Here is a 19518-nt window from a genome sequence, read left to right on the forward strand (position 1 = left end):
TCAGCACACCTAACCCTTGAACACAAACACCGGTTGCAGGCCCCACAACGCCACCGTGGTTATGAAGTCCAGAATCATGATCGCGACAAGGCTTGCCCGAACGGCACGCCCCGACGCTCGACCCACGCCGACCGGACCACCCGTGACGAAGTATCCGTAATAGCAATGGATCACCGTCACTGCCACACAGTAGATCGTTACTTTGATAACGGAATAGAAGAGATCCCTCGTTGTCAGGAATTCGACGAAATAATGGTTGTACGTGCCGCCGGGCTGATGGTGAAATATCCGGATGACGGTGTCCATCGTCAAGAATGTCGTTACCAGCGTTAGGAGGTAACCCGGGATTACGCACACCAGCCCGCCGACCAGGCGGGTGCCGACCACGAATGGTATCGGCCTGAGTCCCATTGCCTCGATGGCATCGATCTCGTCGGCGATGCGCATCGAGCCGATCTCGGCGGTCATCCGGCACCCCGTTTGGGCGGCGAACGCGATCCCGCCCACGAGTGGACCGATCACCCGAACGGCCCCTACCCCCGCGATGATCCCCGACAGCGCGCCGAAGCCGATGATGTCCAGGGCAGCAAATGCCTCCACGGCCAACGAGGCGCCGACCGCGATCCCGAGGATCAGCAATACGCTTACCACGCCGCCGTCCACGATGAGCGACCCTCTGCCCCACGCGAGGCCGTTCATTTGCTGTAGCGTCTGCCGGCGGTATTTGCTGAACGTCAGCGGGAGCAACCAAAAGGTCTGGGCGATGAACACCGCCCACTGCCCCGCCGTACGGAGCACCTCGCTGATGGGCCACGCCGACGGCGTTATCAGCCGGGTGCTGAGATGCGTCGACGGTGTCGCGCTGCTACCCGAAACCACTACGCCACCTCCATCGGATAGAACATCGTCTGCAGTTGCGTTATCGCGAGGTTCGCGAAAACGATGCCGACGACGTTCAGCACCACCGATGAATTCACCGCATCAGCGACGCCGCGCGGGCCGCCCTTTGCCTCCATCCCCCGAAGCGATGAAACGATAGCCACGATCGCGGCGAAGACGATGGTCTTGCCGATTGCGAACCATATGTCCACCACCTTCGCGAATGTTCCAAAGGACTGCCAGAAGCTTCCGGGCGTCAGGTCGCTGGCCGAGACCGCCAGAATGTATGCGGCGCCGGTGCCCGCCACAACGATGTAAACGCACAGCACGGGAGCTAACAACAGCAATGCCAGAAACCGCGGCACCACCAAACGGCGCACCGGGTCGACACCCATTACCCGCATCGCGTCGAGTTCCTCACGGGTCGCGCGCGCCCCGAAGTCAGAGGCGATGGCCGACGCCGCCGCGCCTCCCATCAACAGCCCTGCGGTGATTGGCGCTCCCTGCCGGATGACGCCGATCCCGCTGGCCGCCCCGAGCAGGGAAGTCGCCCCCAGCTGATTGACAAGCCCAGAAGACACGACGGTGACCATCGCGCCGAACGGAATGGCCATCAGCAACGCAGGCGTGGCCGTGACTTTGAGTAGCGTCCATGCCTGCACGAGCAGTTCGCCGACCCCGAGCCGCAACGAAATGGCATCGGTGACCGTGTAGCGCAGCACGGCCGCCAACAGCAGCACCCCGCGACCGATCGTGCCCAGACTGCGCCCCGGGATCGTGCCTATGTGCCGCAACACTCGGTGGGCCACGATGAGGGCCCGGGACACGTCGCGGCGCGTGCCAGGCATCGTCTGCTCCGCAGAGCGCGGCGAAGGACTCCGGGCTTCCAGCGGTCCACCACGGCTGAGGCGAGTCGTCATCTTTGTCCGCCACAGGCGAGTAGCGAACGACCCCACGGAGGCATAGCCGCTTGGCCGACGCAGTGCGGTGGCGGCCCGCTCACCCATAGCATGAGAACCGACGCCACACGCGAGGGGCCAAAGAGGAAGCGGATTTCGATGATGTCGGGAACGCCTGTTGCTTTGCCGCCGGCTCACCCGTGGCCGGCACCCCGGGTCCCGACCGCCAGCCGCGGCGACGCTCCTGCCCGGCAAGTCGGACGAACGCGGCCGGGACGGTGCGGCTGAGCACGGCTGGATCGACGTTCCCGAACGAGGCCCCTACTACTCGACGCCGATCACACCGCAGACGTTGGCCGGCCAACCCGATTCCGGGGCGGGCGGGCCCATGCCGGGCCGCGATCGCGTCGTTACCCCGAATCGTTTGCCGCGGAATCATTTCAGTTAACCCGGCTCGCCCGTGTTGACAACAGCGACCGACGACCACGCCACGGCCATCAGATCGCGAGGCCCGTTCATTGTTTCCAGTGTCGTTCTCGTTCATCGCCTTTGGCCTCCGCAATTCAGAATCCATGCTGATCCAGCCACAGGCGGATCGCTTCCGCTGCGGCCTGCCATCGGGTGTCCAGCATCACGTCATGAGCTAGGTGCGGAATCAGCTGCCACTCCGCCCCATAGGCGCGGGCCGTGGCAGCGGTGTCGCGAGGGCTGAACACGAAGTCGTCCTGCGCGGCGAGCACCAACATGGGAACTGATCTTCGCCCTCGCACACGACGTTGGAAAAGACAGTCGATCAGGGCGCGGTCGCTCTCCTCTTGAAGGCAAGCCGCGTAACGCACCACGAGTTCCTCGGGAAGGTCTCTTGAGAAGAACCATCGTCGCGCCAACGCCGGCGCAGAGAAGTCAAGGCCGAGCTTCCCACGCAGAGCCGTCTTCAGCATCAGGCGTGGATAGCGCCGCAACGCTCGTGATAATGTCCCCCACGACCCGTATGGCGGCGCCGATGCGACGAGGATGGCGCCGGGCGTTTCGTAGCGTTCCAGATACCTGGCGATGACAAACCCGCCCAGCGAATGACCGATCAGAACCGGCGCGGTGCCCATCGCTACGACGGATGCGCGGAGGTCTTCGACGAAATCGGCAAGCGAGACTCTGCGTATCGGCGTGTCCGTGCGACTGCGGCCATGTCCGCGAAGGTTCACCGCGGCAGCGCGATACCCGTGTTCGGAGAAATAGCGCAGGAAGTGCTCGTCCCAACACCAGGCCGCATGGGAGGTGCCATGGACGAACAACAGCGGCGTCTCGTGCGTGGCCGTCTCAGTGCCGATGTCGAGAACCTCTAGCATTGTTCTTCAGCGCTTCCTGGTAAACAGCGGTGGCTTATGGGCGCAGACCTCGGGTACCGCTGTGGGTCAACAAGCGGCCGATGAGACTGCGGTGCACTTCGTTGGGGCCCTCGACGATCCGCCACATCCGAACCTCACGGTAGAAGCGCTCGACCGGGAACTCCGTGCTGTATCCCCAGCCCCCGAACAACTGCAACACGCGATCGGCGACTCGGCACAATGCCTCGGAACCGAATACTTTCGTAATCGAACAGAGCATGCGTTGCGCCACGACATCGTCACCTTCGCGACCGGCCGCACTGTAGGTGATGCTGCGAACGGCTTCCAGATCGAGCACGCAATCAGCGAGGATCCACTGAACGCCCTGCTGGGAAGCCAGAGTGGCGCCGACCGACTCTCGACTGTTCACGTGGTCGACCGCCAGGTCGATCAGGCGCTCGCACGCGCCGGTCGCACGAGCCCCGATCTCGAGGCGCTGGGTGCCCAGAAGACGTTGAGCCAGCAGGAATCCATGGCCCGGCTCACCGACTCGATTGTCGTCGTGGACAAAGCAGCCTTGAAAGTCGATTTCGGCCGGTGCCATCGAGCCCATCGTGGGGATTCGGCGAACCACACTGAACCCGGGCGTATTCGCGTCGACGATGAATGCGGTGATGCCTTTGGCGCCGGCGGTACGGTCGGTTCGGGCGAACACCACGACGTAGTCCGCGACGTCGCCCATGCTGACGAAGCACTTTCGGCCATCCAGGATCCACCCGTTGCCCTCCGGCACTGCCGTCGTTGTCATGTTGTGCACCGGATCGGCACCGCCGGTCGGTTCGGTCAGCGCGAAGGCGCCCAGCATTTCCCCTCGCACGACCGGCTCCAAATACCGTTGCTGTTGATCGGGTGTCGCGGCGAACAGGATCGACAGCGGTTCGCCCATCCGGCCGATCAGTTCGGGCCCCAGCAACGAACGCGACAATTGCTCGATCATCACGACCCGGTCGAGCGGGGTGCCGCCGGCTCCCCCGAAACGTTCCGGAACACCGAGCGCCCAGATGCCGAGCTGATGCAGCCCCGCATGGATGCGCTGCCGGAACTCGGAGGTGATCGGCTCAGTCTCATGGGGTATCAACTCGGTGTCGACGAACTTCTCGATCGCGTCGCGAAGCAGGCACTGCTCGTCGGAGAGCGCGTTCATGCGCTCGGTCCCCGAAATGGAAAGCTCGCTGTTTCCAGATCCCAGGTGGTCGCGGTCTGCCATCCTGCTTTGAGCTCGAACTGCTTGATGCGCTGCGTGATGGTCAGCGGCAGTTCGGCTACCAGCTCGACGTAGCGAGGACACATGTGTTTGGGCAGGTGCGCGTTGGCGATCTCGGCGACGTCGCTTTCGCTGAGGGTGTCATCTGCCGGGCGTACCACAATTTTGACGTCTTCTTCGCCCAGCGGGGACGGAACCCCGACGGCGGCACACTCGGTGATCGACGGGTGCGCCGCGAGGATGTCCTCTATTTGGCGCGAAGCGATGTTGACTCCACGCCGACGGATCATGTGCCGCAACCGGTCGACGTAGTAGTAGTTACCGGCGGCGTCGGTCCGCATCAGGTCGCCGGTGTGCACCCACCCGCCCTCGTTCTTCTCCCGGGTGGCTTGGTCGTCCCGGTAGTAGACGACCGCTGGGTCCTCGGCAGGCTGCCTGGGCCGAACGAGTAGCTCACCGGGCTCTCCGACGGTTACGTCGTTGCCGTCAGCGTCGACAAGACGCGCTTCGATGTCCGGGCTGGGCTGGCCGATCGAGCCCACGGGTGCGTTGCCGAAATTGTTGAAGGTTCCGACGGCGTCACTGGCCGAGTAGGATTCGACGATCCTGACGTTGAATCGGGCGGCGAACTCCGCCCAGATGTCGGCCGGCATTCCGCCCCCGAGAAAGGCTTTCAGGTGGTGATCGGCGTCCAACGCGTTCGGGGGCTGGTTGAAGATCATGCGCGGCATCGTGCCTACGTAGTAGGTCAGGGTGCTGCGATTTTCTCGGATGTCCGACCAGAAGTTGCGAGCACTGAAGCGGCGGCGCAGGACAAGTGTGGCGCCCAACCGCAAACCGAGCGAGGCCAACGCCAAGCCCATCGCGTGGTAGATCGGGGTCGGGATGTAGAACGATTCCGTACCGTCCTTCAGTCCGAGCAGGGCCCCGATTATCATCGCTCGGGCGCTGGTGCGCTGTTCGAGCACAACACCTTTGGGGAAGCCGGTGGTACCCGAAGTGAAGTTGATGAACGCTGGATCGTGGGCAGTGCATGATCGCCCGTGTAGCCAAGGAGTCGGATCGCAGCCGCCGCGCAGAGCAGCAGCCACGGCGGGATCGTGCGTGCTGTGGCATGGCACCGATTCCCTGCTCAACTGCGCTGCGGATGGTTCGTCAGCGAGAATTGTGGTGGGCGACGCCAATTCGATGATGTGTCGCAACGCCTGCCCGACCAGGCTGGTGTTGACTAGAGCACCGATGGCTCCGACGGCCTGGGTGGCGAGCTGGGCGACGAGTAGTTCCGCACTGCTGGCGATCATGAGCGCCACCGTGTCGCCGGGTTCCACGCCGCAATCGGACAGCCATCCGGCCAGTGACCCGACGCGCTGGTAGAGCTCATGGTAGGTCAGCGTTGTCGTGTCGTCTCGGACCGCCACCGCATCGACGGGCCGATCGCCAAACGTCGCGATCAGCTCGGGATAGGTTTCGCTGTGCACGCCGAAGGTGTTAGACGTCATCGTGACACGTCCTCACGTCGCAGAATCTGCACATAGCATGAACCGCCCGCGCCAATCATCTGTGCAAGACCGATTCTGGCGCCGCCGTGTGGCGCTCGCCGGCCGCGCCGCGCAGCTGCGTCGCCAGCTCGACGATCTGGGCCAAACCGGTGGCTCCGCCGGGGTGCCCGCGCGCTATCAGTCCGCCGCTGGTGTTGACCGCGACCCTGCCGCCGAGGCCGAATTTGCCGGCCAGCATTTGCTTTCCGGCCTGCCCCGGTGGGCAGACGCCAAGATCTTCAAGGTACTGCAATTCCTCCACGCTGAACGCGTCGTGAAGTTCGATCAGATCGAGGTCGTCCGCGGTGATACCCGCGAGCCGGTAGGCGGCGTCCGCTACACGGCGCGTGATTTCCGGATCTGGTGCACACGACGCCGCGGGGTGCCATTGGTCGGTGCCGGAGGTGGCCGCGGCGACGCGCACGGCCACTGCCGCGTTCTGTGGCGGCTCGGCGGTCAGCACGACGGCGGCGGCGCCGTCGCCGATTGGGCAACATTCAACCCGGCGAAGTGGTTCGGCGAACATCGGCGAGGACTTGAGTTCGGCCACGGGCACCGCGGTGCGGCGCTGTGCCAGCGGATTCAGACTCGCATGGTGCAAATTCTTGGCCACCACGGTCAACGCGGCGTCGTCGGGTTCGCCGTAGTCGTGCATACGTTGCCGCTTGAGCATGGCGAACGTCGTCGGCGGCAGGTTATTGCCGGAGATCGCCGCAAGGTCGATTCTGCCCTGCAGGTTCGCGGCACCGTCGAGGGCGCTCGCAAGACTGCCGCACCCCACCGCGACCGCGGATGAGGCGCACCCGGTGGCTACTGCCGCATATGCGTCATCGAACGCCGCCGAGCCGGTGGCCGAGGCGTTCTCCACGACATGAGCGGGCACCCCGGTCCAGCCCAACTCGTGCACGATGGACGGCGCGAATCCCATTTCGCCGCCGACAACACCGGCTACCAGAAGTCCGACTTCCGACCACACGATGCCCCCGTCGGTCAACGCATCCCGAATGGCCGAAGCGGCGAGTTTCCTGCCGGCCGCGTCATGGCTTTTGGCGAATTTCGTCATGCCGACACCCGCGACGTAGACGGGGCGGCCTGGCGGCGTGCATTGTGTTTGAATGCTCATGACGCGCTCCGCGCGAAGCCGAAACCGGTGGCCGTTTCGGCGCCGTCCGGGATCGGACGGGGTACCACGGCAACCCGATCGCCAATTTCCACCGTGCCGGCCATCACTCCTTGGACGATCACCTGCGGACTCAGTTCCACCCGTACCAAGGTGACCGGCGGTTCCGCACCGGGCAGCGGAAACGTTATACGGCAATAACTTTGCACGACACCGGTAGTCGGCAGATGGCCGTTGCGAGTGTCCGAACCGCAACGCACGCACTGCTGTCGCCGGGGGAACATCACGGCACCGCACTCCGGGCACCACGCGGAAATCAGTGTCGCACTGTGACCGTCCGTCAACAGAATCTCCGGGTCGAACGACGGGCTCACTGGGCACACCACGTCGGCGCCCGGCGCTCCCGGAACGCGCGCGACCCTTCGGCAGCGTCCGCTGTGCGCTGAATCCGGGCGATGGCCGCCGCTTCCGCCTGCAGGGCGGCCGTCGCAGGCATCGACGGTGCGGCATCGACCAGCTCTTTGATGACTTGGACCGCCAGCGGTGCGCTGCGCAAGATCATCTCGGTCCACTCACTGATTGCCCCGTCGAGCTCGTCCTTCGGGACCACTTGGTCAACCAGCCCCCAGGCCAATGCCTCAGTGGCGCAAACGGGCTCGCCGGTGAGCATCATGCGCAGGGCGTGTCCCCTACCGATCAGCTGCGGCAGCCGGTACGTCGCACCGCCGGCGGGGATCAGTCCGACGCGGGCCTCCGGCAGGGAAAGCCGAACATGGTCGGCTGCGATGCGCAGATCGCATGCCAACGCGAGTTCCACGCCGCCGCCGAACGCATCACCGTTGAGTGAGCACAACAACGGCTTCTGTACCCGCAAGCCGTGCATGATGGTGTCCGGTGGGGCTATCCCCTGTTTCAGCTTCTCGGCGACCTGTTGCGGCAGAGCTTTCAAATCCGCTCCCGCACAGAAGATTGCCTCGCCGGTAGCGGTTAGCACTCCGGCCCATAGGCGCTCGTCCTCGTTGAGGCGGGTGAAGGCCCGGTGCAGACCCTCGAGCGTGGCCCAGTCCAGCGCGTTGCCAGCGGTCGGGCGATTGAGTTGGATGTGCAGTACGCGGTCACGCTCGGCGACGATTACCGATTCGGCCTGGTCGCTCATGCTCACACCGCCATCGAGAAGCCGCCGTTGACCGGGTAGGTCTGCCCGGTGATCCATTCGGCATCGGCGCCAGCTAGGAAAGCGATCATCCCGGCGGCGTCATCGGGCGTCCCCAGACGCGACGTCGGATAGGCGCGCAACATCTTTCGTTCGATCTCCTCGGTGAGGAACTCCGCGATCCGGCCATGCTTGATGGTGCCGAGTGCCACGCAGTTGCAGGTGACCCCGGCGGGGCCCACTTCCCGCGCCACGGCTCTCATGAACCCGGCCGCCCCCGCTTTCGCCGCGGAATAGGCAACCAACCCGGCTTCGCCGACGCGAGCGGCGTCGGAAATAACCGTGATCACCCGGCCCCAGCGGTTTTGCAACATCCCGGGTAGCACTGCGCGGGTGCAGTACATCACCGCCTCAAGGTTGAGTTTCATCCACGGAGCCCATTGCACCGGTTCGGATGTCGCAAACTGGGCGGGCTCAGCGCTCCCGACGGGCACCCCCGCATTGTTGACGAGCACATCGATCGGGCCATGTTGATCGACCAGATCGCGAACGGCATCCCAGGACGTAACGTCGGCTACCGCCGGGACGCCACGAGCGCCCAGCTCCGTCACCTCGCCGGCCACTCGCTCGGCCGCCTCGCTCACCACGTCGTTGACCAGCACCGTCCCCGCCGCACATTGCCGGGCCAACCGCAACGCGACCGCCCTCCCCACGCCCGCACCGGCACCCGTGACCAATGCGACTCGCTGAGACATGCCACCTCCCATAAGTAGATAGTTGTATACTTATAACACTTCCGTTGGTAGTGTCAATCCGACCGCGCTTCCCTCAGCGCCGCGGCTAGCCCAGGTTGCTGTCATGGTTGACTCACGCTCGTTGGGCAAGGTACGAAGATCGGTGGTAAAGAAATGTCGAGCCCGCTGCGACGTCGGCTGCCTAAAGCTGAGCGACGTGCGCTTATCCTTGAGGCCGCTCAGAAGGTATTTGTCAACAACGGTGTAGGCGGGACGCGCGTCGTCGATATAGCTGATGCGGCCGGAGTCAATACGGCGCTGATGTACCAGCACTTCAGTTCCAAAGAAGAGCTATTCAGCGAAGCCGTGATTTACCCGCTCGAGCAATTGCTGGAACGCACCGAACAGCAGACCCGCAAGTTGGCGATCGGAGCGGAGAACATCCAGCAGCGCACAACCGAGGAGTTCGTGCGGGAGATCTTATACATCATGGTCGAACTGAGCCCGCTGTTCGGGACGGTGCTGTTCGGTGACCCGGAAGTCGGGAAAAAGTTCTATCGGGACCGCCTGGAGCCCATGCTGAGCAGGATAGTGAACCTGGTCCAAAAGGCCCTTCCCACCTGGCGGCACGTCGACTTCGACGCACGCCGCACCACCGTGGCTGTCTTCGGGATGTCCTGGTTTCTCGCAATGGACAGCAGCATGCGAGAAGAAACCCTGGACGTGGACGGGGCCAGCAAGGAGCTGACCAGGTTGCTATTCACTGGCCTACAAGACGATCCACGCGACGGGGACGAATAGCTGCAAGCCCTCGAGGACGAAAGGCGCACCACATGAAAACAAACGCGGCTGTGTTGTGGGACCGTCATCAGAAATGGGAGGTCGAAGAAGTCGAACTGGACGGCCCGAAAGAGGCCGAGGTGTTGGTGCAAATGACCGCCAGCGGACTGTGTAGGACCGACGACCACATCGTCGGCGGGGATATGCCGATGGCGCTGCCCGCGATCGGCGGCCATGAAGGCGCCGGCGTCGTCGTCGACGTCGGGCCGGGAGTAACCGAAGTCGCAACGGGCGATCCCGTTGTGTTCAGCTTCGTCCCGTCCTGCGGCCGCTGCTTACCGTGCGCGAAAGGCATGGGCAATCTCTGCGTGCTGGGGGCGACGGTCATTGCCGGACCGCAACTCGACGGCAGCTACCGGTTCCACGCCCGCGGTCAAGACCTGGGCCAAATGTGCTTGCTGGGAACGTTTGCCGAATACACCGTCGTGCCAACGTCGTCGGTGGTCAAGGTCGACCCGGGTATCCCGTTGGACAAGGCCGCCCTGGTCGGGTGCGGGGTCACCACGGGCTATGGCAGTGCGGTTCGCACGGGCGAAACGCGGGACGGTGACACCGTGGTCGTGATGGGAGTGGGCGGCGTCGGCATCAACGCGGTGCAGGGTGCCCGGATCGCTGGTGCCCTTCACATCGTGGCCCTCGACCCGGTCGAATATAAACGCGCGCGCTCCTACGAATTCGGGGCGACCCACAGTGCCGCAACCGTTGATGAGGCCTTCGCGGTCATCAGCCATCTCACCGAGGGGCAAATGGCCGATGTTTGCGTGGTCACCACAGACACGGCCGAGGCGGGCTACGTAGCGCAGGCGCTTTGTCTCGTCGGCAAGCGGGGCCGGGTTGTGATGACCGCAACTCCGCACCTCACCGACACCAGCGTGACGATGTCCCTTGCCGACCTCACGCTGTTTGAAAAGCAGCTTCGCGGATCGCTTTTCGGCTCTTCCAATCCTCGTTACGACATCCTTCGCATGCTCAGTCTCTACACGAGCGGGCAGCTAAAACTCGACGAGCTGATCACTCGCGAATATCCGCTGCAAGCGATCAACCAGGGTTATGCCGACATGCGTGACGGCATCAACCTGCGCGGCATCATCCGGTTCTGAACGCCACAACTATCTCGGAGGTGATCGCGTGCCGCCCGACGCGAAATCGAAAACGACGCCCGTGGACGCCAACGGCCTAACAGGATCCGCCCAAATCACCGTCACCTGCCCGGCGACGAGCGAAGCGATTGGTAGCGTGCCGACCGCGCGGCGTACCGACGTCGCCGACAGCGCGGCGCGGTTGCGGTCGGCCCAACCTGCCTGGCAGGCAATGGGAGTCGACGCGCGCGCCCGATGGGTGAGCAAGTGGCGGGATTGGATCCTCGACCATGCCGACGAATTGCTGGAACTGGTCCAGCAGGAATCCGGCAAGTCATGGGGTGATTCGAATATCGAGATCTTGGCGACCGATGTAGCCAACTACTGGATCGAGCACGCCGCCGAGTTTCTCGCCGACGAACACGTCCGCCCCGCCGGACCGGCGAATATCGCCAAGCGCCTGATGACCGTCTACGAGCCCTACCAGTTGGTCGGCGTGATCACACCCTGGAACTACCCACTGGCGATGCCGTTGCTGGACATCGCGCCAGCGCTGATGGCCGGCTGTGCGGTGGTGTCGAAGCCATCCGAACTCACCCCGCTCGCGTGGCGGGCGGCGGTCGGCGGATGGAAACAAATCGGGGCCCCCGATGTGTTGGATGTCGTGTTCGGGGCCGGCGAAACCGGCTCGGCGGTAATCGATGTCGTCGACTATGTCATGTTTACCGGCTCGGTCGACACCGGTCGGCGGGTGGCCGTCGCCGCAGCACAACGACTTATTCCGTGCAGCCTTGAATTGGGCGGCAAGGACGCCATGGTCGTGTGTGCGGACGCCGACATCGACCGGGCAGTCGACTGCGCGGTGTGGGCCGGATTCTTCAACTCCGGCCAGACGTGCATCTCAATCGAGCGGGTATACGTCGAGGCCGCGGTTTACGACGAGTTCGTCCGCAAGCTGGTCGCCAAGACGTCCACGCTGCGCCAGGGCATGGATGCGGGCCACGACTATTCCTGTGACATCGGAGCAATGGCCAGCGAGCAACAGCTGGAAATCGTCTCCCGACAAGTACAGGACGCGATCAGCAAAGGCGCCAAGGTCCTCATCGGAGGCAAGGCGCGGACAGACGGACTGTTCTATGAGCCAACCGTATTGGTCGACGTCGACCATGGCATGGATTGCATGCGCGAGGAGACCTTTGGCCCGACCTTGCCGGTGATGAAGGTTCGCGACGCACAGGAAGCGATCCAAAAGGCCAACGATTGCCGGTACGGGCTGTCAGGCAGCGTGTGGACACGCGATCACTCCAAGGGGATGGAGCTGGCCAAGCAGATGGACACCGGGTCGGTGAACATCAACAACGCGATCATGTCGGTATTTCAGTACCCACTGCCTATGCACGGTTGGAAGGACTCGGGGCCGGGCTCGCGCGCGGGAGGTCCCGATGGCATCCGAAAGTATTGCCGCACCAAAGGCATTGCTGCCGACCGGGTGGCGATGAAGAGGGAGTTGTTCTGGTATCCGTATAGCCCGTGGAAGGGCAAGGTCCAGTCTCGAATGGCGAGGCTGCTCGGGGCCAGGGACTGGCGGCGCCGGCTGGGTCGAACAGCCAGTCCCCGACCTAACCCGCCCGCGGCAACGGCGGACTCGCCGTGAAGGTTCACTACTCGCTGTTCGGTGAACCCGGCGACTGGGAGCGAGCTGCTTGGGCCGAGCAGCACGGCTATGACGGCGTGTGCCTTCCGGAGATATCACACGACCCGTTCCCGGTGCTAGCCGTGGCCGCCACCCGCACCACAACGATAAAGCTGAGCACCGCGATCGCGGTGGCCTTCGCGCGCAATCCGATGTCGCTGGCGATGGTGGCCAATGATCTGCAGCTCTACTCCGCTGGGCGGTTCCAGCTCGGCGTCGGCTCACAGATCAAGCCGCACATCGAAAAGCGGTTCTCGATGCCGTGGTCGGCGCCAGCCCGGCGGATGCGCGAGTACCTTCTGGCCGTGCGGGCGATTTGGCACAGCTGGGCCACCGGCGAACCACTGCGTTTCACCGGTGAGTACTACACGCACACGCTGATGACGCCGTTTTTCAGTCCGGGACCGAACCCCTATGGCAACCCGCCGATCATCCTGGCCGGTGTTGGAGCCCGGATGACTGAGGTGGCCGGCGAGGTGGCGGACGGCTTCTCCGTGCACGCGTTCACCACCGAGCGCTACCTGCGCGAGACCACCCTGGCGGCGCTGAGCAACGGCCGAGCGATCGCCGGCAAAGACACGCTCGACGGGTTCGAGATCAGCGGCCTGCCCTTCATCGTGACCGGCCCCGACAAAGCATCCACGCAGGCGGCCGACGCGGCGGTACGCAGCCAGATCGCCGTGTACGGCTCGACCCCGGCCTACCGATGTGTGCTTGACGCGCACGGCTGGAGCGATCTCGGCGAGGAGCTCAACGCGCTATCCAAGCGCGGTGCGTGGGACCAGATGAACCGCCGGATCACCGATGAGCTATTGCATGAGTTCGCGATTGTCGCCCCGCCCGAGCGCGTCGCCGAAAGTCTGCTCACCAAATACGGCGACGTCTTCACCCGCACCGGCTTCTATGCTCCCTACCCGGTTCCCGCAGGGTTCTGGGAGCCGATAATGCGCGAGGTACAGGCCGGCAGCGATGCCCGCCGCACGGGTGACCTCTGCCGTAGCTGACCGATCTGACTCGTGCGCTGTGCGCCGCAGGCCTAAATCGACAGCAGCACTCGCAGATGCGGAATCGAATGCAGCGGCGCATGAAAAGAGTGAAATTGTGCCCACGAATTCGCAGCCGGGGCGCCGGCGCGGATCGCGCACGCCAGCAAGACGGTGGTTTCGATCGCGTCCTTGACCTCTTGGGCGTGGCGACCTCTGCCGGGACCGTAGCCGATCAACACCGCCGCTGCGCCGACGATGACGGCCGCGCCGGCCACCCACAGTAGGCCGCCGATGTAGCCGTGATGCAAGGCGTGCAATCGCTCGTCGTCCATGAACTTCACCGGGCCCCGCGAGCGTCCCGGTGACCCCCTCCGGTTGACCACCACGCTCCGACCCTGCATGCGGACGCGGCATTGTCGGCGCGGCGTCAGCCGCGTCGTCGGTTTCCAGGAATTCGTTGCGATAGCCGCGGTCGATCAGCGACCGGGGATGCCGACGCGCGCGACCTTCCCCGGTCCGACGCGGTGGCGGCCGCGGCCGACGCGATGGGTTGACGGATTATTTCACGTACGGACTCCTTGGATGAGTGCTTATGTGCGCCGGTTTCGTGTAGTCGCGGCTCCGCGCCTTGGGCACGCTCGCCGTGCGGCGGCCCCGTCGCGCCATACCACCGCCTGGGGGTCGACCCGTGACCGGCGGCGGGGCGCTCGCCGGGGCGAAACTGCTCATCGGAATCGACGACACCGACGACCTGCACAGCCCCGGGCGCCGGGACCGCGCGCTGCTCGGTGAACTGGCGGCGGCCGGCCTCGGTGTCGCAGCGGGCGCCACCCGCCACCAGCTGCTGGTCGATGACCGCATCCGGTACACCTCGCACAATTCCAGCGCCTTTCTGGCCTGGCGCAGCCCGGCGGGCAACCCGCGCGCGGTGCAAGACGAGACCATCGAGCTCGCCCCGTCAGCAGCGGGACGACGGCCGGACCTGGCGAACCGCTCCCCAAGCGGTCGTCAAAAAGTACTGAACGTCAGGAGCTACAGCTCCCCGGCCTCCATGGCTTCCTTGACCTCCTGCGCGTGGGCAACCTGCTCCGGGGTGTATCCGATGAACAGCGCGGCCACGCCGACGATGATGGAGGCTCCGGCCACCCAGAGCAGACCGTAGGTGTAACCGTGGTCGAGAGCCCGCAACTGGGCGTCGTTCATGAACTTGACCGGGCCTGTCGAGCCTCCGAGGTACAGCGTGCGCGAGGTGATCACGGCCTGGATGACCGCCAGGACCAGCGGCCCGCCCAGGCTCTGCAGCATCAGTGTCATCGCCGACACCGGGCCGATCTGGTCGAAACCCACGCCCGCGATCGCCGACAGGGTCAGCGGGACGACGGCCATGCCGATGCCGATCCCACCGATGACGATCGGCATGACCAGGTTCGGAAAGTAGGGTGCGCCCCGATGCATGAACCACCAGCCGTACAGCATCGCGAGGAACAGGAGGTATCCACCGGCGATCGTCACGATCCGCGGCGAGAACCGCGACACCAGCTGAGAGGAGACGCCCAGGCCGATACCCATCGCGAGGACGAACGGAATGAAGCCGACGCCCGCGCGCAACGCGCTGTAGCCCAGGATGTCCTGCACATAGAGGCCGATCAACACCGTCAGGGTGAACATGACGCCGCCGGCCAGGAAGATCGCGACGAAGGTGACCGACCGGTTGCGGTCGCGGAACAGCCGGAACGGGACCACGGGGTTTTCGGCGGTGCGCTCGACGATGACGAAGGCCAGAGCGGCGGCCATGGCCACCGCGCCCGACCCGAGGGTGGTGATCGAGATCCAGCCCTGCTCCGGCCCCATCGAGAAGGCGAACACGGCGGCCGTGCAGGCCAGGGTGGCCAGCATGGCCCCCGCCGCGTCCAGCTTCATCCGCTCCCTGTTGGTCTCCCGCAGCGCGGTCCGGGCCAGATAGATCATCACCAGCCCGATCGGCACGTTCACCAGGAACGCCAGCCGCCACGACAACTCGGTCAGCGCCCCGCCGACCACCAGGCCCATCACCGACCCGACCGCGGTCATCGCGGCGAAGACCGCGGTGGCGAAGTTCCGCGCCGGCCCCTTGGGGAAGGTCGTCGCCACCAGCGCCAGGCCGGTCGGCGACGCGATGGCCGACCCGACGCCCTGGGAGAGTCGGGCGATGACCAGCGTCGCATCGTCCCAGGCCACGGCGCACAGGACGGACGAGATGGTGAACAACGCGACGCCGACGATGAACGTACGTTTACGCCCGATAGTGTCCCCGAGACGGCCACCGAGCAGCATCAACCCACCGAAGGTGAGCACGTAGGCGGTGATGACCCAGCTACGGCCCGCGTCGGACAGGCTGAGCTCATTCTGGATCTTGGGCAGTGCGACGATGGCAACCGTGCTGTCCATCGTCGCCAGCAACTGCATGCCGCCGATCGCGACAACGGCCGCGATGAAGCGGCGAGAGGGCAACCAGGTGGGTAAATACCTCCCGGCACGGGGGGTGGCGGTCTCTGCCTGACGCGCCGCACGCGCCGGCACCGGACGATCGGGGAGTGCAGATGTCCAATTGCGGACCGCTCGATCCGAGTCGTTGAGAGCCGTCATAACGGGTTACCTTACAGTAATCTTAAGAATTGTTTAAAGCCCCGAAGGCGGCGACGGCCCCGATCACGATGATCGCGGGAGGTCGGACACCTTCGGCACGGATTTTCTCTGGCGTGTCGACAAGAGTGGCCCGCAACGTCTGCTGAGCCGCCGTCGTCCCGTGCTGGACGACAAGGACCGGCGTATCCGCAGGTCGGCCGCCCTTCAACAGGGCATCCACGAAGAGTTCGATGCGTTCGACCGCCATCAGCAAAACAAGGGTGCCCGTCAATGCCGCCACAGCGTCCCAATTCACTAACGATTCGGGGTGACCGGGCGGCAGATGGCCGCTGACCACCACAAACTCGTGATTTATCGCGCGATGGGTGACCGGGATGCCCGCCAGCGCCGGTACGCCTATGGCACTTGTCACACCGGGCACCACCGTCACCGGGATCCCGGCGTCGACGCACGCGAGCACCTCCTCGTAGCCGCGTGCGAACACGAAGGGATCCCCACCTTTGAGGCGGACCACGAAGCTGCCGGCCCGCGCCCGGTCGATCAGGACGTCGTTGATCGCCTCCTGGGCCATGGCCCGCCCATAAGGGATCTTGGCAGCGTCGATGACCTCGACGTGCGGCGGCAGCTCGGCCAGAAGTTCCGGCGGCGCCAACCGGTCCGCGACCACCACGTCGGCCTGGGCGAGCAGACGACGACCGCGCACCGTGATCAGTTCCGGGTCCCCCGGGCCGCCCCCGACCAGCGCGACGCCGCCGCGTACAACATCGGAGTTCGCAGAGCTCTCCAGCGTGATCACGCCGTTTTGCAGCGCCTCCCGGATCGCGGATCGGATTGCCGCAGACCGGCGGTGCTCGCCACCGGCGAGCACCCCCACCGACAGTCCCGCGTAGCTGAAGGAGGCCGGTGTGACGGCGGTCCCCTCGACGGCGATGTCGGCGCGGACGCAGAAGATCTGACGGCGTTCCGCTTCGGCGACGACAGCTTCGTTCACCTGCGGGTCGTCGGTGGCTGCAATCGCATACCAGGCACCCTCGAGATCCCCGTCGCGGTAGTCCCGCACGGACAACGTGACGCCGCTCATCGACTCGACGGCGGGGGTGGCGGCACGGGAGACGACGTGGACCTCCGCACCACTGGCGACGAGCAGGGGCAACCGGCGCTGGGCCACGGACCCGCCGCCGACCACGACGACTTTCTTTCCGGCCAGCCGCAATCCGACCAGGTAGGGGTTCTCGGACACCCGGCAAGCTTAGTGGCGACCGCCGACGCGGCGAAGCCGGGAGCGGCGGGTCGCCACCATCGACCTAGTGGCGACCGCCGACGCGGCGCCGAGCGGCATGCGCGACAAAGCGCACCACGGCGTCCGGCGCGGCGGCCGGGTGCGTGTGCAGGTAGGAGGCATGGACGCCGGCGTGCACAGCGCCGTCGCGCATGCTGTCCGCCCCGTCGCCCCGGTAGGCCCATGCCGGCGGGTACTCGCGGCTGTAGCGAAGGACGGTCCGGTGGAATTCGTGCCCGACGACCCGCCGGCCCGCGCGGTACAGCGGCGAATCGGCCACCGCGACGGCGTCACGGTAGGCCAGCGTGAGGCGCGGCGTGAACCGCGCCGACCCGCCCAGCACCCCGCACATCGGTTGCCCGTCGAGTTCGGAGGCCAGATAGACCAGCCCGGCGCACTCCGCGTGCACCGGCGCGCCGGTGCGCGCGAGCTCCTTGATCTGGCGGCGGACGAGGTCGTTGGCGGACAGCTCGGCGGTGAACTGTTCGGGAAAGCCGCCGGGCAGCACCACCGCGTCGGTGCCGTCGGGCAGCGGGTCGACGAGCGGGTCGAACTCGGTCACCTGCGCGCCGGCGGCGCGCAGCAGCTCGGCATGCTCGGCGTAACCGAAGCTGAAGGCCTTGCCCGCCGCCATCGCGACGGCGGCGGCGCGCCCGGCGGGGAGCTCAGCAGGGACCTCCCCCACCGCCGTCGCTGGATCCCACGCCGGGCCGTCGGGGCGACTCCGGGCGGCCGCGACGACGGCGGCCAGGTCGACGTGGCGGGCGACCAGGCCGGTCATCGCCTCGACGGCGGTCTGCGCACGCCGGCCGTATTCGACGGCGGTGACCAGACCCAGATACCTCGTCGGCACCTCCAGTTCTGCGGTGCGCGGAATCGCCCCGAACACCGCTACACCGGCCTGCTCACAGGCCTGGCGCAGCACCTGCTCGTGCCTGGGCGATCCGACGCGGTTGAGGATCACTCCGGCGATCCGGGTCGCGGTGTCGAACGTCGCGAACCCGTGCAGCAGGGCGGCGACGCTGTGGCTCTGGCCGCGCGAGTCGACCACCAGGACCACCGGAGCGCCCAGCAGCCCGGCGACGTGGGCGGTGGATCCGGCCGCCGGGGTCGTCGCACCGGTAGCGATCCGTCCGTCGAACAGCCCCATCACCCCTTCGACCACGGCGACGTCCGCGCCGGCGGCACCGTGGGTGTAGAGGGGACCGATCAGGGGCTCCCCGACCAGCACCGGATCCAGATTGCGGCCGGGCCGGCCGGCGGCCAGGCCATGATAGCCCGGGTCGATGAAGTCAGGACCCACCTTGAACGGCGCGACGGTATGCCCGGCCTGGCGCAGCGCCCCGACCAAACCTGTTGCCACCGTGGTCTTTCCGCTGCCCGAGGCGGGCGCGGCGATCACGACGGCCGGTACCGGGGTCACGGCCTCACCCACGGGCGTGCGCGAAACGACGCGACGCAGGGCGCACTCCGGCTCACCATTCGATGCCCTTCTGCCCCTTGCGTCCCGCGTCCATCGGATGCTTGACCTTGGCCATCTCGGTGACCAGGTCGGCCGCCTCGACCAGCCGCGGCGGGGCGTCGCGCCCGGTGATCACCACATGCTGGCAACCGGGCCGCCCCAGCAGGGCGTCGACCACGGTGTCGACGTCGATCCAGCCCCATTTGAGCGGATAGGTGAACTCGTCGAGCACATAGAATCCGTGCCGCTGGAGGGCCAGCCGCCGAGCGATCTCCGCCCATCCGTCGGCCGCCGCGGCGGCGTGGTCGGAGTCGCTGCCCTGCTTGCGCGTCCACGACCAGCCCGCGCCCATCTTGTGCCACTCGACGGCGCCGCCGAGCCCGTGGGTCTCGTGCAGCTCGCCGAGCCGCTGAAAGGCGTTCTCCTCGCCCACCTTCCACTTGGCGCTCTTGACGAACTGGAAGACGGCGACGTCCAGCCCGGCGTTCCAGGCGCGCAACGCCATTCCGAACGCTGCGGTGGACTTCCCCTTGCCCGCGCCGGTGTGCACCGCCAGCACCGGCGCGTTGCGCCGCGCCCGGGTGGTCAGGCCGTCGTCGGGGACCTGCACTGGTGTTCCTTGTGGCATGGGGCGCACACCTT

General features: G+C 65.9%; 17 protein-coding genes and 2 pseudogenes. 5 read left to right on the forward strand and 14 right to left on the reverse strand.

Going from position 1 to position 19518, the window contains the following annotated elements; all coding sequences use genetic code 11:
• Positions 1-9 precede the first annotated feature (9 nt).
• From AC2VOK_RS12875 to AC2VOK_RS12915, 9 genes are all read right to left on the reverse strand, one after another.
• Entirely contained in the window at positions 10-879 is an 870-nt protein-coding gene (locus tag AC2VOK_RS12875; RefSeq protein WP_428900818.1) for an MlaE family ABC transporter permease, read from the reverse strand.
• Entirely contained in the window at positions 879-1727 is an 849-nt protein-coding gene (locus AC2VOK_RS12880) for an MlaE family ABC transporter permease (protein WP_428900819.1), read from the reverse strand. The genes AC2VOK_RS12875 and AC2VOK_RS12880 overlap by 1 nt, the downstream gene beginning before the upstream one ends.
• Before the next feature lie 614 nt (positions 1728-2341).
• The gene (locus tag AC2VOK_RS12885; protein ID WP_428900820.1) at positions 2342-3124 is read right to left on the reverse strand and encodes an alpha/beta hydrolase; all 783 of its coding nucleotides are present in this window, start codon (positions 3122-3124) and stop codon (positions 2342-2344) included.
• A 34-nt stretch (positions 3125-3158) separates the two neighbouring features.
• Positions 3159-4307: an acyl-CoA dehydrogenase family protein gene (locus AC2VOK_RS12890; protein ID WP_428900821.1), complete on the reverse strand. Its 1149-nt coding sequence runs from the start codon at positions 4305-4307 to the stop codon at positions 3159-3161.
• Positions 4304-5866 carry a class I adenylate-forming enzyme family protein gene (locus tag AC2VOK_RS12895; RefSeq protein WP_428900822.1) on the reverse strand — a complete coding sequence of 521 codons (1563 nt, stop codon included), beginning with the start codon at positions 5864-5866 and terminating at the stop codon, positions 4304-4306. Before AC2VOK_RS12895 ends, AC2VOK_RS12890 begins: the two co-directional genes overlap by 4 nt.
• Before the next feature lie 55 nt (positions 5867-5921).
• Positions 5922-7028: a thiolase family protein gene (locus AC2VOK_RS12900; RefSeq protein ID WP_428900823.1), complete on the reverse strand. Its 1107-nt coding sequence runs from the start codon at positions 7026-7028 to the stop codon at positions 5922-5924.
• Entirely contained in the window at positions 7025-7399 is a 375-nt protein-coding gene (locus AC2VOK_RS12905; RefSeq protein WP_428900824.1) for a Zn-ribbon domain-containing OB-fold protein, read from the reverse strand. Before AC2VOK_RS12905 ends, AC2VOK_RS12900 begins: the two co-directional genes overlap by 4 nt.
• Positions 7396-8181 carry an enoyl-CoA hydratase/isomerase family protein gene (locus tag AC2VOK_RS12910; protein WP_428900825.1) on the reverse strand — a complete coding sequence of 262 codons (786 nt, stop codon included), beginning with the start codon at positions 8179-8181 and terminating at the stop codon, positions 7396-7398. The genes AC2VOK_RS12905 and AC2VOK_RS12910 overlap by 4 nt, the downstream gene beginning before the upstream one ends.
• Before the next feature lie 2 nt (positions 8182-8183).
• Positions 8184-8945, reverse strand: coding sequence for an SDR family NAD(P)-dependent oxidoreductase (locus AC2VOK_RS12915; protein ID WP_428900826.1), 762 nt, complete (start codon positions 8943-8945; stop codon positions 8184-8186).
• Between the two features lie 141 nt (positions 8946-9086).
• Here AC2VOK_RS12915 and AC2VOK_RS12920 point away from each other — a divergent pair, with 141 nt between their 5' ends.
• From AC2VOK_RS12920 to AC2VOK_RS12935, 4 genes are all read left to right on the forward strand, one after another.
• Positions 9087-9713, forward strand: coding sequence for a TetR/AcrR family transcriptional regulator (locus tag AC2VOK_RS12920; protein ID WP_428900827.1), 627 nt, complete (start codon positions 9087-9089; stop codon positions 9711-9713).
• A gap of 32 nt (positions 9714-9745) precedes the next feature.
• Positions 9746-10852: an NDMA-dependent alcohol dehydrogenase gene (locus AC2VOK_RS12925; protein WP_428900828.1), complete on the forward strand. Its 1107-nt coding sequence runs from the start codon at positions 9746-9748 to the stop codon at positions 10850-10852.
• Positions 10853-10913: 61 nt separating this feature from the next.
• Positions 10914-12485: an aldehyde dehydrogenase family protein gene (locus AC2VOK_RS12930; protein WP_428900848.1), complete on the forward strand. Its 1572-nt coding sequence runs from the start codon at positions 10914-10916 to the stop codon at positions 12483-12485.
• A complete protein-coding gene (locus AC2VOK_RS12935) occupies positions 12482-13528 on the forward strand; it encodes a TIGR03617 family F420-dependent LLM class oxidoreductase (protein WP_428900829.1) in 1047 nt (348 codons plus the stop codon). Before AC2VOK_RS12930 ends, AC2VOK_RS12935 begins: the two co-directional genes overlap by 4 nt.
• A 158-nt stretch (positions 13529-13686) precedes the next feature.
• Here the strand turns inward: AC2VOK_RS12935 and AC2VOK_RS12940 are convergent.
• A pseudogene (locus AC2VOK_RS12940) lies at positions 13687-13863 on the reverse strand (MFS transporter); the annotation flags it as partial.
• 335 nt (positions 13864-14198) lie between these two features.
• On the opposite strand from AC2VOK_RS12940, the pseudogene AC2VOK_RS12945 reads away from it, so the two are divergent.
• Positions 14199-14465: pseudogene (locus AC2VOK_RS12945) on the forward strand (hypothetical protein); the annotation flags it as partial.
• A gap of 77 nt (positions 14466-14542) precedes the next feature.
• Here the strand turns inward: AC2VOK_RS12945 and AC2VOK_RS12950 are convergent.
• The 4 genes from AC2VOK_RS12950 to cobO all read right to left on the reverse strand — a co-directional run bounded on the left by AC2VOK_RS12950 (position 14543) and on the right by cobO (position 19504).
• The gene (locus AC2VOK_RS12950; RefSeq protein WP_428900830.1) at positions 14543-16135 is read right to left on the reverse strand and encodes an MFS transporter; all 1593 of its coding nucleotides are present in this window, start codon (positions 16133-16135) and stop codon (positions 14543-14545) included.
• Positions 16136-16157: 22 nt separating this feature from the next.
• Complete coding sequence (gene cobA, locus AC2VOK_RS12955) at positions 16158-17375, reverse strand: uroporphyrinogen-III C-methyltransferase (RefSeq protein WP_428900831.1); 1218 nt, start codon at positions 17373-17375, stop codon at positions 16158-16160.
• Positions 17376-17439: 64 nt separating this feature from the next.
• A complete protein-coding gene (locus AC2VOK_RS12960) occupies positions 17440-18837 on the reverse strand; it encodes a cobyrinic acid a,c-diamide synthase CobB (protein WP_428900832.1) in 1398 nt (465 codons plus the stop codon).
• Between the two features lie 52 nt (positions 18838-18889).
• On the reverse strand, positions 18890-19504 hold the full coding sequence (gene cobO / locus AC2VOK_RS12965) for a cob(I)yrinic acid a,c-diamide adenosyltransferase (RefSeq protein ID WP_428900833.1): 615 nt from the start codon (positions 19502-19504) through the stop codon (positions 18890-18892).
• Between the last annotated feature and the right edge of the window lie 14 nt (positions 19505-19518).

The sequence above is a fragment of the Mycobacterium sp. TH-M116 genome (genome assembly GCF_057473685.1).

Bases quoted from the DNA above. Each gene is read 5' to 3' on its own strand.
- AC2VOK_RS12895 (WP_428900822.1), bottom strand. From the start codon at position 5,866: ATGACGTCTAACACCTTCGGCGTGCACAGCGAAACCTATCCCGAGCTG.
- cobO (WP_428900833.1), bottom strand. From the start codon at position 19,504: ATGCCACAAGGAACACCAGTGCAGGTCCCCGACGACGGCCTGACCACC.
- AC2VOK_RS12890 (WP_428900821.1), bottom strand. From the start codon at position 4,307: ATGAACGCGCTCTCCGACGAGCAGTGCCTGCTTCGCGACGCGATCGAG.
- AC2VOK_RS12950 (WP_428900830.1), bottom strand. From the start codon at position 16,135: ATGACGGCTCTCAACGACTCGGATCGAGCGGTCCGCAATTGGACATCT.
- AC2VOK_RS12925 (WP_428900828.1), top strand. From the start codon at position 9,746: ATGAAAACAAACGCGGCTGTGTTGTGGGACCGTCATCAGAAATGGGAG.
- AC2VOK_RS12920 (WP_428900827.1), top strand. From the start codon at position 9,087: ATGTCGAGCCCGCTGCGACGTCGGCTGCCTAAAGCTGAGCGACGTGCG.
- AC2VOK_RS12910 (WP_428900825.1), bottom strand. From the start codon at position 8,181: ATGAGCGACCAGGCCGAATCGGTAATCGTCGCCGAGCGTGACCGCGTA.
- AC2VOK_RS12915 (WP_428900826.1), bottom strand. From the start codon at position 8,945: ATGGGAGGTGGCATGTCTCAGCGAGTCGCATTGGTCACGGGTGCCGGT.
- AC2VOK_RS12885 (WP_428900820.1), bottom strand. From the start codon at position 3,124: ATGCTAGAGGTTCTCGACATCGGCACTGAGACGGCCACGCACGAGACG.
- AC2VOK_RS12880 (WP_428900819.1), bottom strand. From the start codon at position 1,727: ATGCCTGGCACGCGCCGCGACGTGTCCCGGGCCCTCATCGTGGCCCAC.
- AC2VOK_RS12900 (WP_428900823.1), bottom strand. From the start codon at position 7,028: ATGAGCATTCAAACACAATGCACGCCGCCAGGCCGCCCCGTCTACGTC.